At 71.4% G+C, this 15296-nt stretch carries 15 protein-coding genes; 5 read left to right on the top strand and 10 right to left on the bottom strand.

The features are described from left to right. Positions 1-433 precede the first annotated feature (433 nt). The 6 genes from BT98_RS0106015 to BT98_RS0105990 are packed head-to-tail and all read right to left on the bottom strand — an operon-like array spanning position 434 to position 5931. Positions 434-2065, bottom strand: a complete 1632-nt coding sequence (locus BT98_RS0106015; RefSeq protein WP_019459795.1) for an NTP transferase domain-containing protein — start codon at positions 2063-2065, stop codon at positions 434-436. Continuing rightward, positions 2062-2769: an XdhC family protein gene (locus BT98_RS0106010; RefSeq protein ID WP_019459796.1), complete on the bottom strand. Its 708-nt coding sequence runs from the start codon at positions 2767-2769 to the stop codon at positions 2062-2064. Before BT98_RS0106010 ends, BT98_RS0106015 begins: the two co-directional genes overlap by 4 nt. Continuing rightward, complete coding sequence (locus tag BT98_RS0106005; RefSeq protein ID WP_019459797.1) at positions 2766-3110, bottom strand: XdhC family protein; 345 nt, start codon at positions 3108-3110, stop codon at positions 2766-2768. The genes BT98_RS0106010 and BT98_RS0106005 overlap by 4 nt, the downstream gene beginning before the upstream one ends. Next, complete coding sequence (locus BT98_RS0106000) at positions 3107-4336, bottom strand: vWA domain-containing protein (protein ID WP_019459798.1); 1230 nt, start codon at positions 4334-4336, stop codon at positions 3107-3109. The genes BT98_RS0106005 and BT98_RS0106000 overlap by 4 nt, the downstream gene beginning before the upstream one ends. Further along, complete coding sequence (locus BT98_RS0105995) at positions 4323-5264, bottom strand: AAA family ATPase (RefSeq protein ID WP_369699834.1); 942 nt, start codon at positions 5262-5264, stop codon at positions 4323-4325. Before BT98_RS0105995 ends, BT98_RS0106000 begins: the two co-directional genes overlap by 14 nt. 28 nt (positions 5265-5292) lie before the next feature. Continuing rightward, a complete protein-coding gene (locus BT98_RS0105990) occupies positions 5293-5931 on the bottom strand; it encodes an SRPBCC family protein (protein ID WP_019459800.1) in 639 nt (212 codons plus the stop codon). A 222-nt stretch (positions 5932-6153) separates the two neighbouring features. On the opposite strand from BT98_RS0105990, the gene BT98_RS0105985 reads away from it, so the two are divergent. After that, positions 6154-6657: a DUF192 domain-containing protein gene (locus BT98_RS0105985; protein WP_019459801.1), complete on the top strand. Its 504-nt coding sequence runs from the start codon at positions 6154-6156 to the stop codon at positions 6655-6657. A 137-nt stretch (positions 6658-6794) separates the two neighbouring features. Then, a complete protein-coding gene (locus BT98_RS0105980; protein ID WP_019459802.1) occupies positions 6795-7130 on the top strand; it encodes a hypothetical protein in 336 nt (111 codons plus the stop codon). Positions 7131-7161: 31 nt separating this feature from the next. Here BT98_RS0105980 and BT98_RS23425 read toward each other — a convergent pair whose 3' ends face one another. Together BT98_RS23425 and BT98_RS0105970 are read right to left on the bottom strand one after the other, a co-directional pair. Further along, complete coding sequence (locus tag BT98_RS23425) at positions 7162-8094, bottom strand: MBL fold metallo-hydrolase (protein WP_019459803.1); 933 nt, start codon at positions 8092-8094, stop codon at positions 7162-7164. Between the two features lie 101 nt (positions 8095-8195). Further along, on the bottom strand, positions 8196-9053 hold the full coding sequence (locus tag BT98_RS0105970; RefSeq protein ID WP_019459804.1) for an ATP-binding protein: 858 nt from the start codon (positions 9051-9053) through the stop codon (positions 8196-8198). 129 nt (positions 9054-9182) lie between these two features. Between BT98_RS0105970 and yajC the strand changes: the two genes are divergently transcribed. After that, positions 9183-9533 carry a preprotein translocase subunit YajC gene (gene yajC, locus BT98_RS0105965; RefSeq protein WP_019459805.1) on the top strand — a complete coding sequence of 117 codons (351 nt, stop codon included), beginning with the start codon at positions 9183-9185 and terminating at the stop codon, positions 9531-9533. A 117-nt stretch (positions 9534-9650) separates the two neighbouring features. Here yajC and BT98_RS0105960 read toward each other — a convergent pair whose 3' ends face one another. Further along, positions 9651-10286 (bottom strand): superoxide dismutase, encoded by a 636-nt coding sequence (locus BT98_RS0105960; protein WP_019459806.1) that lies wholly within the window; start codon positions 10284-10286, stop codon positions 9651-9653. Between the two features lie 98 nt (positions 10287-10384). On the opposite strand from BT98_RS0105960, the gene BT98_RS0105955 reads away from it, so the two are divergent. Then, a complete protein-coding gene (locus tag BT98_RS0105955; RefSeq protein ID WP_026032976.1) occupies positions 10385-11206 on the top strand; it encodes a phytoene/squalene synthase family protein in 822 nt (273 codons plus the stop codon). Between the two features lie 51 nt (positions 11207-11257). Here BT98_RS0105955 and uvrA read toward each other — a convergent pair whose 3' ends face one another. Continuing rightward, complete coding sequence (gene uvrA / locus BT98_RS0105950) at positions 11258-14260, bottom strand: excinuclease ABC subunit UvrA (RefSeq protein WP_019459808.1); 3003 nt, start codon at positions 14258-14260, stop codon at positions 11258-11260. A gap of 413 nt (positions 14261-14673) precedes the next feature. On the opposite strand from uvrA, the gene ssb reads away from it, so the two are divergent. Beyond that, a complete protein-coding gene (ssb, locus tag BT98_RS0105945; RefSeq protein WP_019459809.1) occupies positions 14674-15210 on the top strand; it encodes a single-stranded DNA-binding protein in 537 nt (178 codons plus the stop codon). Positions 15211-15296: the final 86 nt, after the last annotated feature.

Genomic DNA, 15296 nt, shown 5'->3' with positions numbered 1-15296 from the left:
AGGGGATGACCCTTCCGGGGCGGCATCCCATGCCAAGGCGCGGTTCCGGAAACTGCCCTTGCTCTCCGCCCATTCCCATGCCATAGGAATAAAATCAACGCACCACCACGCCGCCGCATGATCCGCAGCTCCTACCGGCACGTCACAGGTGGCGATCTCCGGCGGCCCATCGCCGCAGTGTTCTCGAACCGGTTCCCGACACCAGGGATGGCCGGGTGCCGCACGCACCCGCCGCCGCGGCATCACCCGCAACGGGGAAGAGCTGGAGCGGCCCCCATCCGGACGGATAAAAGTCTAAAATCCTAAAACGTTAAAGAAACCCATCTGGCAGCCCGCCCCGCCCCGCGAAAGCGGAAAGGCGGAACGCTTCCGGCCCCGCGCCGTCCGTCCAAGCTCTCCCGTGCCCAGGGACCACGGCATTCCACCACCCGTCTCAGGCCGGGGCATCCAGCCGGGCCAGGGCCTCCGGCGTGTCGAAGTCGCGCAGCACGGAATCCTCCGTGACAGGGACGGCGGCCAGCCGGGCGGCATGGCGGGCCAGCAGCCCGCGTGCCCCGCGGTCGCCGCACAGGGCACCGATCTCGGCAAAGAACTCCCGGCCCCAGAGGACCGGATTGCCCGGCTGTCCCTCATGGACGGGTTGCACCACGCTCCGGCCCGCCGCCGGGTCGAAGCCATCCAGGATGCGGTCCAACGTGCCGGGTCCGACCAGCGGCATGTCGCCGAGGCAGACCAGGACGCCCTCGCATTCCTCCGGAACCGCCCCCAGCCCGGCACGGAGCGAGGCGGAAAGCCCCTCGGCATGATCGGGCGCGTGCACGAAGCGGACCGGGCGCCCGGCCAGGGCGGCCTCCACGCGCTCGCGCTCGTGGCCGGTCACCACGATCACCGGCTCGGCCCGGCTGGCCAGGACATGGTCCACCGTGCGGGCGATCATGGGCCGCCCGGCGGCATCCCCGGCCAGCAGCTTGTTCACCGGCCCCATGCGCCGCGACAGGCCGGCGGCGAGCACCAGCGCGGCCACGGGGCGGTGCCCGGGGCGCGGCAGCGGCTCGGCCCGTCCGGCGGCGGCGCGGGGCAGGGGTCGGGTCTCGATCTCCATCAGCAGCCCGCCCGCTCCCAGCCGCTGGATGTCGCGCCCGGTCACCGGGATGCCGGCGGCGAGGCGCTGGAGCACCCAGTCGAAGCCGTTCAGCGCCGGGCTGCGGGCACAGCCGGGCAGGACCAGGGCCGGAAGCCCATCCAGGCTGCCCAGGCAAAGCAGGTTCCCCGGGTCCACCGGCATGCCGAAATGCGCGATCTCGCCGCCCGCCCGGGTGATGGCGGCCGGGCCGATATCGCGCCGGTCCACCACGGCCGAGGCGCCGATCACCATCAGCAGCTCCGCCCCCGCCGCGCGCAGGCGGCGCAGGGCCCCGGCGATGGCGGCCTCGTCATGCGGCACGCGCTCGGCGGGAAGGAGCTCGCCGCCCACCGCCGCGATCCGCGCCCGCGTGGCCTCCAGCGTGTTGTCCAGGATGCCGGGCTTCATCCCCGGCAGGTGGCTCATCACCAGCCCGGCGCGCAGCGGGCGATAGGGGTGAAAGGACAGGGCATGGCCGGCCCGGGCCAGCGCCTCGGCCTCGGCCAGCACCGCGCCCGGCACGGCGAAGGGGATGACCTTGATGGTGGCCGCCATCTCCCGCGCCGAAAGCGGGGCATAGGTTGGCTGGGTGGCGAGCGTCAGGCTCTCGTCCAGCGTGTTCAGCCGGTCGATCAGCGCCACGTCCAGCGCCAGCAGGCCCGGCCCGGCGGCAAAAAGGTTCACGCGCCCGGTCGCGGCGCGGGAACGGGTGAGGCCGGGCCGCAGCAGCGCCTCGGCCAGCCGGCTCGCCGCCTCGTCCTCCGGCACGTCGCCCGGCTCCAGCCGCGCGGCGATGACCGCGCTCTCCCCGGCCGCCGCCAGGGCTTCGAGCGCGGCATGGTCCAGCACCGTGCCCTTCTTCAGCACGCGCCCCGGCAGGCGGTGGGTATGCGCCAGAATGGCGCCGGCCGCGTCCTCCAGCGGGGTGAGGCCGAAGATCACGTCCTTTGCCCGAGCGTGGCGCCTCGGCGCACCGCCACGATCTCGGCCAGGATGGAGACCGCGATCTCCGGCGCGGTGACGGCGCCGATGTTCAGCCCGACCGGCGCATGGATGCGGGCCGCCGCGGCCTCGCCATGGCCCAGCTCGGCGAGGCGGGCGAGGCGCTTCGCATGGGTGCGGCGGCTGCCCAGCGCACCGATGTAGAAGGCCTCGCTGCGCAGGGCCGCGTCCAGCGCGGCGTCGTCGAATTTCGGGTCATGGGTCAGCGTCACCACGGCGCTGCGCGCGTCCGGGCCCAGCAGGGCCATGGCGTCGTCCGGCCATTCATGGATCAGCGCGGCCCCCTTCGCGAAGCGCTCCTCCGTGGCGAAGGCACGGCGCGGGTCCACCACCGCCACGGCGAAGCCCGCAGCCACCGCCATCGGCACCAGCGCCTGGGCGATATGCACCGCGCCCACCAGGATCAGCCGCAGCGGCGGGTTGTGCGGATGGACGAACCAGCTCTCCCCGGCCACCTCGGCCATGCGCGCCGCATCCCCGGCCAGCGCGGCGCGGGCGGCCTCGGCCAGTCCGGGCGCGATGTCCTCCGTATCCTCGCCGGCGCCCCAGAGGCGCTGCGCCCCGTCCGGCAGGCGGGTCAGCAGGGCGACCGGGCGTTTCTCCGCCTGGGCGGCGCGCAGCCGCGCGAAGATGTCCGTCCTCACCCGCGTTGCTCCCCGAGGCGTTCCACGAAGACCTTGAGCTTGCCGCCGCAGGCGAGGCCGACCTCCCAGGCGCGCTCGTCGGAAATGCCGAAATCCAGCAGCTGGGGCACGCCGTCGCGCATCACCGCCTGCGCCACCTCGGCCACCGCGCCCTCGATGCAGCCGCCGGACACGGAACCGGCGAGGCGGCCGGAGCCGCTGACCGCGAGGCGGGAGCCGGGCGGCCGGGGGGAGGAGCCCCAGGTCTCCACCACCGTGGCCAGGGCCACCTCCTCGCCCTCCCGCCGCCAGGCCTCGGCGGCGGCCAGGATGTCCTCACCCATCACGGGGGTATCGCTCATGCGGGCCTCCTTGGCCTGGCCTTATGGGGTGCGGCATCGCGGGGTGGGCCGCCCGAGGAGCCACCCTGGGCGGACAGCGCCTCCACCAGCGCGCGCAGGCTGTCGAGATTATGCACCGGGCGATGCTCGTGGACATGCGGCAACAGCGCCCGGATGCCCTGGGACCTGGGTTGGAACCCGGCATAGCGCAACAGCGGATTCAGCCAGATCAGCCGTCGGCAGGAATGCGCCAGCCGTTCCGCCGCCTCGCCCAGCCCTTCGCCGCCAGCGCGGTCGAGCCCATCGGTGATCAGCAGCACCACGGCGCCCTGGCCCAGTACGCGCCGGGCCCAGTCGCGGTTGAAATGCTCCAGCGCCTCGCCGATCCGCGTACCGCCGGACCAGTCCGGCGCGGTGCGGCCGACCATCTGGAAGGCGACCTCCGGATCGCGGTGGCGAAGCTGCCGCGTCACATTGGTCAGCCGCGTGCCGAAGAGGAAGGTATGCACCCGGTCGCGATCATTGGTCACCGCATGGAGGAAATGCACCAGCACCTGGGCATAACGCGCCATGGAGCCGGAGATGTCGCAGATCGCCACCAGCGGCGGCGACCGCTCCATCCTCCGGCGGCGCTCGATGGCCAGGATCTCGCCGCCCCGGCGCAGGCTGGCCCGCACCGTGGCGCGCAGGTCGCTGCGCGGCCCGTGCGGGTCGGGCCGGAAGCGCCGGGTCGGACGCGCGGCGAGCGGCAGGGCGAGGCGGCGGATCTCCCGCTTGGCGGCGGCGATCTCCTCGGCGCTCATCGCCTCGAAATCGAGCTGGCCCAGCCGCTCCGCGGCGCTGACCGAGAGGCTGGCCTCCTCCGGCTTGTCCTCCCGCTCGCCCCCTGCGGGGTCGCGGTTCGACGCCAGGGCCTCGGCCAGGCGCCGCGCGGCGGGCAGGCGCTCCGTGGCCTCGGTCCCGGCCTCCCCGCCGCCCAGGGGCAGGCCGGGGGCGCGCCACCAGAGGTCGAAGGCGCCGTCGAAGACCTCATGATGGTCGTGGGCGTGCAACAACGTGGCGCGCAGCGCGGCGCGCACCGTGTCGCGCTCGGCGATCCCGGTGATGAACAGGGCCTCGGCGGCGGCGAGGCTTTCCGCCGGGCCGACGGGCAGGCCCGCCCGGCGCAGCAGCCGGGCGAAGCCGATCAGGTTGCCGGCGAATTCGGCACCGGAGGGCTCATCCTCGGCGGCTTCAGGCCTCGGCAACCTGCCGGGCCTCCGCCAGCAGCTGCGCCGCCTCCTCGCCGCGCAGCCGGGCGATGTCGTCCTGGTACTTCAGCAGGACGCCCAGCGTTTCCTCGACCAGGGCCGGTTCCAGCTCCCGTGCGCCCAGGGCGGCGAGGGCACGGGCCCAGTCGATGGTTTCCGCCACGCCGGGCAGCTTGAACCAGTCCGGACCGCGCCGCAGCGCCTGGACGAAACCTACGACCTCGCGCGACAGGCGCTCCGAGAGGCCGGGGGCGCGGGCCTCCAGGATCGCGCGCTCCCGCGCCGCGTCCGGGTAGTCCACCCAGTGGTAGAGGCAGCGGCGGCGGATGGCGTCATGCACCTCCCGCGTCCGGTTGGAGGTGATGATCACCACCGGCGGCACCTGGGCGCGGATCGTGCCCAGTTCCGGCACGGTGATCTGGTTGTCGGCCAGGATCTCCAGCAGGAAGGCCTCGAAGGGCTCGTCGGCGCGGTCCAGCTCGTCGATCAGCAGCACGGCGGGGCTGCCCTCCAGGGCGGAGAGCAGCGGGCGTTCCTGCAGGAAGCGGCGGTCGTAGAGGCCGCGCTCCAGCGCCGCCGCATCGTCCGCACTGCCGGAGGCTTCCGCGAGGCGGATCGCCATGAGCTGCTTGGCGTGGTCCCACTCATAGGCCGCGGCGTTCAGGTCGAGCCCGTCATAGCATTGCAGCCGCACCAGCCGGCGCGGCAGCCGGGCAGCCAGGACCTTGGCGATCTCCGTCTTGCCGGTGCCGGGCTCCCCTTCCAGGAAGAGCGGGCGGCCCATCCGCAGGGCGAGATGCACCGAGGTCGCCAGGGCGGCGTCGGCCACATAGCCGCCTTCCGCCAGGAGCCGCCGCGTATCGGCCACGTCGCGTGGCCAGGAGGGGCTGCCGGGGATACCGGGGGGAGGGGTCTCGCCGTTCACGTCGCGGATGTCACGGTATGGGGAAGCCTCAGCCGAGGAAGATCAGCGCCATCATCAGGAGCCAGACGACCAGCCCGCCCCAGAAGATCATGCTCTGCCCCAGGAATTCGCGCGGCATCATGGCGCGTACAAGGGCCAGGCCGCTCACGGCGCTGTCTGCGGCCTTGGGAACGGGGGATTCGACAGGGGTGGCGGCGGCGCTGGCGGCCACTTCCTCCGGTTCCGGCACGCCGATATTGGCGGCGAAGCGGTCGAAGAACTGGTCGGCCATCTGCTTGGCGGTGCTGTCCACCAGCCGGGCGCCGAGCTGGGCCATCTTGCCGCCGACCTGCGCCTTCACGGCATAGCGCAGCAGGGTGACGGTGTCCGTCGCCTCCTCCAGCGTCACGTCGGCGCCGCCCTTGGCGAAGCCCATGGCGCCGCCATTGCCCTCGCCGGTGATGGTGTAGGACTCCAGGGCGTTGATGTTGGTCAGGTTGACCTTGCCGCTGAACTTCGCCGCCATGGGGCCGATACGTACCGCGACGCGGGCGGTGAAGCCGCCCTCCGGCGTCCGTTCCAGCGACTCGCAGCCGGGGATCGCGGCCTTCAGCGCCTCCGGGTCGTTCAGGGCGTCCCAGACCCTTTGGCGCGGCGCCTCGATCCGCCGTTCACCGGTCATTTCCATTTGGGCGTCTCCATCGCGGGAATCACTGCAGGTCGGAAGCTCGATCTCGGCACAGCCTAGGGGGAGGGTTCCGGAGGGGGAAGACCGGCGGAGAAAGTCCGGGCGGAAGGGGATCGGGGCCGGATTTCGGGGGTCCGGCTCTTGGTGTAGAGCGGCAAGGCCGGCAATCTGTATTGTGGGATTTATTCCCACGATATCTTTCTGAGATGGAATGCAGACCCCATGGACCCGAAAGCGATGCGCCGCCGCCAGGTGACTTCCCTCCTCCTCGGCTCGCTGGCCGTGCTCCCGGCCCTGGCCGCGCGGCCGGCCAGGGCGCAGCAGGGGCCGCAGCCGCCGCTGCCGGCCGAGCCGCTGACGATCATCACCCGCGACGGCAAGCGCCATGTCTTCAACGTGGAGATGGCCACCGACACCGAGCAGCAGCGCATCGGGCTGATGTTCCGCCAGCGCGTGGCGCCGGATGGCGGGATGCTCTTCGACTGGGGGCGTCCGATGCAGAGCGGCATGTGGATGCGCAACACCGTCACATCGCTCGACATGGTCTTCATCAGGCAGGACGGCACCATCGACCGCATCGCCGAGCGCACGGTGCCGCGCAGCGAGGCGGTGATCCAGAGCAACGGCCCGGTCCGGGCGACGCTGGAACTGGCGGCCGGCACCGCCGAGCGCCTGGGCATCCGCGTGGGCGACAAGGTGGAGCAGCGCATCTTCGGCAACAGCTGAGATGGGGCCGGGGCGCAAACCTTTTCGCCCCGGCACCGTTGGCCCTGCAGAGTGGGCTTGCCCGCCGGAACCAGGGCCACCGCACCGGGACCCCAGGGGGGAACAGGCGGCAGCCACGCCTGCAAGGAGACGCACGCTTGCGCCGGAACCTCGCCACATCCTTCGCTGTCCTGGGCCTGATGGCCGCGCCAATGCTGGCCCCGCCCACCTGGGCCCAAGGCTCCACCCCACGCGACACGTCGAACAGCGGCAGCAGCAGCGTGGGGAAGGGCAGCAGCAGCAGCCCGGCGGTGACGCCGCCCCGCAGCGGCTCCACCCCACGCGACAATTCCGGCAGCGGCAGCAGCGCGATCGGGCATGGCACCGCCCGGAGCCCGGCGGTGACGCCGGCCCAGCCCGGCGCGACGCCGCGCGACGAGTCGGGCAGCGGCTCCTCTGCCCGCGGCGGCCCGGGCACCGGCCCGGTGCGGTAGGACCGGTACGCCAGACCCGCCACCCGTGAGGTCAGAGGGGCAGGAGCAGGGTCTCGCCGAAGGCGGGAACGCGGAAGGCGGTGTCCGGCAGGCCCGCGGCAGCGCGGGCGGCCTCCATGTCTCTCACCGGTGCATCGAAGGCCTCCCGCGTCAGGCGGAAGGTGCCGAAATGCATGGCGACGGCTGTCCCGATCCGGAGATCGGCACGGGCCTGGACGGCTTCCGCCGGGTCCATATGCACCACATGCATGAACCAGCGCGGCACGAAGGCGCCGATCGGAACCAGCCCGACGGCAAAAGGCCCCAGCCGGGCGCCGATCTCGGCCAGATGCGGGCCATGGGCTGTGTCGCCACAGAAGATCAATCGCCTGCCTTCCCGTGTCCGTACCGCGAAGCCACCCCAGAGCATCCGCCCGCCGTCGAAGGGCGTGCGGGCGGAGAAGTGCTTCATGGGCAGGTAGGTGGCCGTGGCCCCGTCCGGCAGTGGAGCCTCCTGCCACCAGTCCAGCTCCACCGCTCCGGGCATTCCTTTCCGCCCCAGGTAGGCGCCGTTTCCCAGTCCGGTGATGACCGGCACGGGGTGCAAGCGGCGCAAGGTCGGCAGATCCATGTGGTCATAGTGATTGTGGCTGAGCAGCACCGCATCAATCGGCGGCAGCCTTTCGAGCGGGATTGCCGGAGCGCGGACCCGCTTCGGCCCGGCGAAGGAGAAGGGGCTGCAACGCTTGCTCCAGACCGGGTCGGTCAGCAGGGTCGGACCGCCGGCGAAGCGCAGCAGGAAGCTGCTGTGGCCGATGAAGGTGATCGCCACATGGCCGGGCGGCGGCTCGGCCGGAGGCGGCTGCGGCGGGTCCTCGACCCATTCCGGCCAGGGCGGCCCGGCTGGTTCGCGCGACAGGCGCCAGAGGGCCCGCCGCGTCTGCCCGGGGCGTGTGCCGTCCGGGTTGAGGAAGCGCCCCTTCACCCGGACCGCTCCCTGGGGTGCCCCTCGGGGTACCTCTTGGGGTGTCCCCTGAAGCGGCGCGTCCCCGCGCGGGTTCTCCTGCGGGACATCCCCTGGTGCGGTCATGCAGGCAGGGCTTGCCCCAGGCGGCCGGCGAGGTCGGTGACGAACTGCCAGGCGACGCGGCCCGAGCGGCTGCCGCGCGTGACCTGCCATTCCTTGGCCCGGGCGTGCAGCTCCTCGCGTGGCAGGTCGAGGCCCAGCGCCTCGGCATAGCCCTCCACCATGGCCAGGAAGGTCGGCTGGTCGCAGTTGTGGAAGCCGATCCAGAGGCCGAAGCGGTCGGAAAGGCTGACCTTCTCCTCCACTGCCTCGGCGGGGTTGATCGCGGTGGAGCGCTCGTTCTCGATCATGTCGCGCGGCATCAGGTGCCGGCGGTTGGAGGTGGCGTAGAAGAGGACATTGGCCGGGCGCCCCTCGATGCCGCCGTCCAGCACGGATTTCAGCGCCTTGTAGTCCGCGTCCTCGCGCTCGAAGGACAGGTCGTCGCAGAAGACCAGGCAGCGGCGGGGCTGGGCGCGCAGGATGTTCAGCAGCTCCGGCAGGGTGCGGATGTCCTCCCGCTGGATTTCGATCAGCACGAGGCTGCCCGGCCTTTCCCGGTTGGCAGCGGCATGGGCGGCCTTGACCAGCGAGGACTTGCCCATGCCCCGGGCGCCCCAGAGCATGGCGTTGTTGGCAGGCAGGCCACGGGCGAAGCGGCCGGTATTCTCCAGAAGCAGCGCCTTCTGCGCCTCGACGCCCTGGAGCAGGGAGGCATCGACCGCGGCCACGCTGGGCACGGGGGCGAGGCGCGGCTCGGGGGCGGGGTGCCAGACGAAGGCATCGGCGCCTTCCGGCGAAGGTGGGGCGGGAGAGGCGGGGGCCAAGCGCTCCAGCGCCTCGGCGATCCGGAGCAGGGCCGGCAGAAGTTCGGACACTTGGGCGGGACTCGTTTTTGCTGCGAAGGACAGTGATGATGGGGTCGGCCCGCAAGGATGGGTTGACGGGCGAGGGGCGAAGGCTAGGTTCCGCCCCCATCCATCGCAAGCCGGGAAACTCCAACCCTCATGCTCGTCTCCACCGCCTACGCGCAAGACATCGTCGGGAGTTCCGGCGCCGCCGGAATCGTGATGCAGCTCGCCCCGATGCTGCTGATCTTCGTGGTCTTCTACTTCCTGCTGATCCGCCCCCAGCAGCGCAAGGCCAAGGAGCACCGCAACATGCTGCAGTCGCTGAAGCGCAATGACCGCATCGTGACCGCGGGCGGCATCGTGGGCGTGATCACCAAGGTCAAGGAAGGTACGGACGAGGTGGAGGTCGAGATCGCCCCCAATGTCCGCGTCAACGTACTGCGCGGCACGATCGGCAGCGTGGTGCGGCCCACCGCGGCCAACGACACGGCCGTGGCCAAGGGCTGAGGCGGAAGCCACCGGGGGCCGGGCCTCCGGAGCGGACGCGAAAAAGGGGAGCGCCAGCGATGGCGTTCCCCCTTTTCCTGTTTCCGGGCGGCGCCATCAGGGCCGCCCGGACGCGGGTCAGGCCGACTGGCCGGACTTCAGGCCCTTGTCTAGCAGGCTGGCGACGAATTCCCAGTTCACCAGCTTGTCGAGGAAGTTGGACAGGTAGTCCGGGCGGCGGTTGCGGAAGTCCAGGTAATAGGAGTGCTCCCAGACATCCACGCCGAGCAGGGGCGTGCCCTCGCCGGTGGAGATCGGGTTGGCGCCGTTCGGGGTCTTGGTGATCTTCAGCTTGCCCGAGGCATCCTGGATCAGCCAGGCCCAGCCGGAGCCGAACTGGCCGACGCCGGCCGCCTTGAAGTCGTCCTTGAACTTCTGCAGGCCGCCGAGGTCGCTGTCGACCTTCGTCTGCAGCGCGCCCGGCAGCTTGTCGCCGCCGCCATCGGGCGACATCACCTGCCAGAACAGGATGTGGTTCCAGTGCTGGCCGGCCTGGTTCAGCACGGGCTGGCTGTCGGCGCCGCCCTTGCCAGCCTGGGCAACGATCTCTTCCAGGCTCTTGCCGGCGAGGCCCTTGCTCTCGATGAGGCCGTTCAGGGCGGTGACATAGGCCTGGTGGTGCTTGCCGTGATGCAGCTCCAGCGTCTCCTGGCACATGCCGCGGGCGGCGAGCGCGCCGGGATCATAGGGCAGAGGCGGAAGGCTGAAGGCCATGAGAGGTCTCCCCAATGTTGAAACCGGCGGGAAGGTGGGCGGCTCCCCGTAAGGCGTCAACCTTGCGGGGCGGGCTTTGCGGCGCCAGAAGGCAGCCGATGGCTGAATTGTCGGAGATCGGCGCGATCGCGCGCCGCAGCGACCCCGATCGCTTCCTCTGCGCGCTCTTCGCGGCGCCGGAGCGGCGTGAGGCGCTGTTCACGCTGATCGCCTTCAACAACGAGCTGGCCCGGGCCCGGGAGGTCGTGAGCCAGCCGATGATGGCGCTGATCCGCCTGCAATGGTGGCGCGATTCGCTGGACGAGATGGCGGCAGGCCGGCCGGTGCGGCGGCACGAGGTGGCGGGGCCGCTGCACGCGCTGGTCACGGCCGGGGTGCTGGATGCGGCGGATCTCCAGGCGATGGTGGATGCGCGGGAGGCCGAGGCCGAGGAGATCGAGAGCCGGGGGGCCTTCGAGAGCTACCTGCGCGGCTCGGCCGGCGGATTCGCGGTGGCGGCTGGGCGGCTGCTGGGGGCGCCGCCGGCCCTGTTGCCGGCGCTGCAATCGGCGGGCGCCGGCTATGGGTTGGCCGGGGTGCTGCGGACCCTGCCGCTCCAGGCGCGGCAGGGGCGCAACCTGCTGCCGGTGGAGATGCTGGCCGAGGCGGGGGCGGAGGCCGAGGGCATCGCCCCCGATGCCCCGGCCGTGGTGGCGGTGGCACGGCGGCTGGCGGCGGAGGCCCTGCCGGTGCTGGAGCAGGCGCGGAAGGCGCTGCGGGACCTGCCGAAGCCGGCCGTCGCCGCCGCCCTGCCGCTGGTCCTGGCGCGGCGGGACCTGCGGCGGATCGCCGATGGGGCGGACCTCGCCCAGCCGCCCGGGCCACGCGGCGGCGCAGACCGGCTGGCGGTGGCCTGGGCCGGGCTGCGCGGGCGGGTCTGAGGACCGATCGCGCTCGCGCCAACCCGTTCGGGGCGGGGACGCGGCCGGGGGTCAGGCCCGCTTGCGCTTCGCCTTCGGCGTGGGCAGCAGGGGGGCCAGGAAGTGGCCCGTGTGGCTGCCCGGGTTGGCCGCGACCTCCTCCGGCGTGCCCTGGGCGACGATGCGGCCGCCACCCTCGCCACCCTCGGGACCCAGGTCGAGCAGCCAGTCGGCGGTCTTGATGACCTCCAGGTTGTGCTCGATCACCAGCACCGTGTTGCCCTGCTTCACCAGCGCCTGGAGCAGTTCCAGCAGCTTGCGCACATCCTCGAAGTGCAGGCCGGTGGTCGGCTCGTCGAGGATGTAGAGGGTGCGGCCCGTGGCACGGCGGGAGAGCTCCTTGGCCAGCTTGATGCGCTGCGCCTCGCCGCCCGAGAGCGTCGTCGCCTGCTGGCCCAGGTGGATATAGCCCAGCCCGACCTCGCGCAGCACCAACAGCTTGTCGCGGATGGAGGGCACGGCGGAGAAGAACTCGCAGCCCTCGTCCACCGTCATCTCCAACACGTCGGCAATGGACTTGTCGCGGAAGCGGACCTCCAGCGTCTCGCGGTTGTAGCGCTTGCCCTTGCAGGTGTCGCAGGTGACGTAGACGTCGGGCAGGAAGTGCATCTCGATCTTGAGCACGCCGTCGCCCTGGCAGGCCTCGCAGCGTCCGCCCTTCACGTTGAAGGAGAAGCGGCCTGGCTTGTAGCCGCGCGCCCGTGACTCCGGCAGCTCCGAGAACCAGTCCCGGATCGGTGCGAAGAGGCCCGTATAGGTGGCCGGGTTCGAGCGCGGCGTGCGACCGATGGGCGACTGGTCGATGTCGATGATCTTGTCGAGGTATTCCAGCCCCTCTATCCGGTCGTGCGGGGCGGGGACGGTGCCGGAGCCCATCAGGCGCCGCGCCACGGCCTTGTAGAGCGTCTCGATCACCAGGGTGGACTTGCCGCCGCCGGAAACCCCGGTGACGCAGGTGAAGGTGCCAAGCGGGATCTCGGCGGTTACGTCCTTCAGGTTGTTGCCCCGCGCGCCGACGACGCGGAGCGTCTTCTCCGGATCGGGCTTGCGGCGCTCGGCGGGAACCTCGATGCGCTGGCGGCCGGAGAGATAGGCGCCGGTGACGCTGTTGGGATTGGCCGCGACCTCCTCGGGCGTGCCCTGGGCGATGACGTTACCCCCGCCCTTGCCGGCGGCCGGGCCGATATCGATCAGGTGGTCGGCGGCGCGGATGGCGTCCTCGTCATGCTCCACCACCAGCACGGTATTGCCGAGATCGCGCAGTCGCCGCAGCGTGGTGAGCAGGCGCTCGTTGTCGCGCTGGTGCAGGCCGATCGAGGGCTCATCCAGCACATAGAGCACGCCGGTCAGGCCAGAGCCGATCTGCGAGGCGAGGCGGATGCGCTGGCTCTCGCCCCCCGAGAGGGTGGCGGAGGAACGGGAGAGGCTGAGATAGTCCAGCCCCACATCCACCAGGAAGCGCAACCGCTCGTTGATCTCGCGCAGGATGCGGCCGGCGATCTCCTGCCGCTGCACGGTCAGCGTGCCATGGACGCCCTGGAACCATTCCATGGCCTTGCGGATCGACAGCTCGCTGGCCTGGGCGATGTGGAGGCCGGCGACCTTCACCGCCAGGGCCTCGGGCTTCAGCCGTGCGCCCTGACAGGCCTTGCAGGGGCGGTCGGCCTTGTAGCGCTCCAGGTCCTCCCGCACCCAGGGGTTGTCCGTTTCGCGCAGGCGCCGCTCCAGGTTGGGAAGGACGCCCTCGAAGGGCTTCTTCACCTCGTAGGCGCGCAGCCCGTCCTTGTAGCGGAGCGTGACCACCTCGGTGCCGGTACCGTGCAGGATGCCCTTGCGCACGGCGGCCGGAAGCTCGGTCCAGGGGGTCTTCATCGAGACCCTGAAGTGCTTCGCCAGGCTTTCCAGCGTCTGGTCGTAATAGGCCGAGGAGGAGCCGCCGGCCCAGGGCGCCACGGCCCCCTCGGCCAGCGGGCGCAGGTCGTCGGGCACTACCAGGGCCGGGTCGAAATAGCTCTCCGTGCCCAGCCCGTCGCAGACCGGGCAGGCGCCCTGGGGCGAGTTGAAGGAGAAGAGCCGGGGCTCGATCTCCTCGATGGTGAAGCCGCTTTCCGGGCAGGCGAAGCGGGAGGAGAAGACGGTCCGCTCGCCGCTGTCGGCATCCTCGGCATAGGCGACGCCATCGGCCAGGCCCAGCGCCGTCTCGAAGCTGTCGGCGAGGCGCGTCTCCATGCCCGGGCGGACCACGATGCGGTCCACCACGGCCTCGATGTCGTGCTTGCGCTTCTTGTCGAGGTTCGGCGCCTCCTCCAGCCGGTAGAGGGTGCCGTTGATCTTGGCGCGCTCGAAGCCGCGGCGCTGGAGTTCGGCCAGCTCCTTCTTCCATTCGCCCTTCTTGCCGCGGGCGATGGGGGCCAGGATCAGCAGGCGCTTGCCCTCGCCCATGCCGAGGACGCGGTCCACCATCATGGAGACGGTCTGCGCCTCGATCGGCAGGCCGGTCGCGGGGGAATAGGGCACGCCCACCCGCGCCCAGAGCAGGCGCATGTAGTCATGGATCTCGGTGACCGTGCCGACCGTGGAGCGCGGGTTGTGCGAGGTGGTCTTCTGCTCGATCGAGATGGCGGGGGACAGGCCCTCGATACTGTCCACGTCCGGCTTGCCCATGAGCTGGAGGAACTGCCGGGCATAGGCCGACAGGCTCTCCACATAGCGTCGCTGACCCTCGGCATAGATCGTGTCGAAGGCGAGCGAGGACTTTCCCGAGCCGGACAGGCCGGTGATGACCGTCAGCGTGTCCTTCGGGATGTCCAGGTCGATGTTCTTCAGGTTGTGTTGCCGCGCTCCCCGGACCCGGATGGCCGGGCCCTGCACCGGCTTCAGCGCCCCTCGGCCCGCGTCACGCTCCGCGCCCTGCCCGGAAGCCCGGGGCGCCGCGCCGGCCTGCTTCGCCGGGAGGCCGCTGGCGGGGGAGGCGGCATCGGCAGTGGCGAGGTCGGTGTCGCGAGAGGCGGCCATGCTGGTGTCCTGGGCTGTGTCCTGGCCAGAGACGGTGCGGCGGCCGGGACGGCGGGTCCGGGAAGGGGACCGGGGAGGAAGACTGTCGGGCAAAGCGGATGGGTCCCTGAAGGTTCCCGCGGAACAGGCTGTGAGGGGCCGATTATGGCAGGATTTGCGGCTTAGTTCACATTGTGTTCTTGCAACCGTGATACCATATCCACGCCGTGGGTGGAGGTTGCCGGGGGGCGCCTCCGCCCGCCTTCCGGGCGAACTTCCCCTGGGGGTGGCGAGCGCCGCTTCCCTTGGGTAAGTTCGCCCGACCCTGTCGGCCGTGCCGCACGGGGCGATACGAGTCGGCCCGGTGTCCTGTCCCACCCGTCCCTTGGCCGGGGCGATGGAGAGAGGCCCGATGCCAGGCAAGAGGTGGATGAATGGCCGGCAGCGTCAACAAGGTGATCCTGGTGGGCAATCTGGGGCGCGACCCCGAGGTCCGCAACTTCCAGAACGGCGGCAAGGTGGTGAACCTCCGCATCGCCACCAGTGAGAACTACAAGGACCGCGAGGGGAACCGCCAGGAGCGGACCGAGTGGCACTCGGTGGCGATCTTCAACGAGCGCCTGGGCGAGGTGGCCGAGAAGTACCTGCGCAAGGGCTCCACGGTCTATATCGAGGGCAAGCTCGAGACCCGGAAGTGGCAGGACAAGGACGGCCAGGACCGGTACACCACCGAGATCGTGCTGCGGAACTTCGGCGGCGAGCTGACCATGATCGGCGGCCGCGCCAGCGGCGGCGAGGGTGGTGAGGGCGGCGGCTATTCCGGCGGCGGCGGTGGCGGCTTCGGCGGTGGCCCGCGCGCCGGCGGCGGAGAGCGCGGCGGCGCCTCCGGCGGACGCTCGCCCTCGCGCGGCGGCGGCGGCGGCGGCTGGGATGCGCCAAAGGGCGACCTGGATGACGACATCCCGTTCTGAGGTCCCGGCCCGAGGGCCCGGACCAGAAATGGGACCAGGAATGATTTTAGGATGACAGCGTGAGCGAGACCGAGGACGGCGCCGGC

It is taken from the genome of Roseomonas mucosa ATCC BAA-692, from assembly GCF_000622225.1.
Classification (GTDB): Bacteria; Pseudomonadota; Alphaproteobacteria; order Acetobacterales; family Acetobacteraceae; genus Roseomonas; species Roseomonas mucosa.
This window is presented reverse-complemented; position numbering and strand designations above follow the sequence as displayed.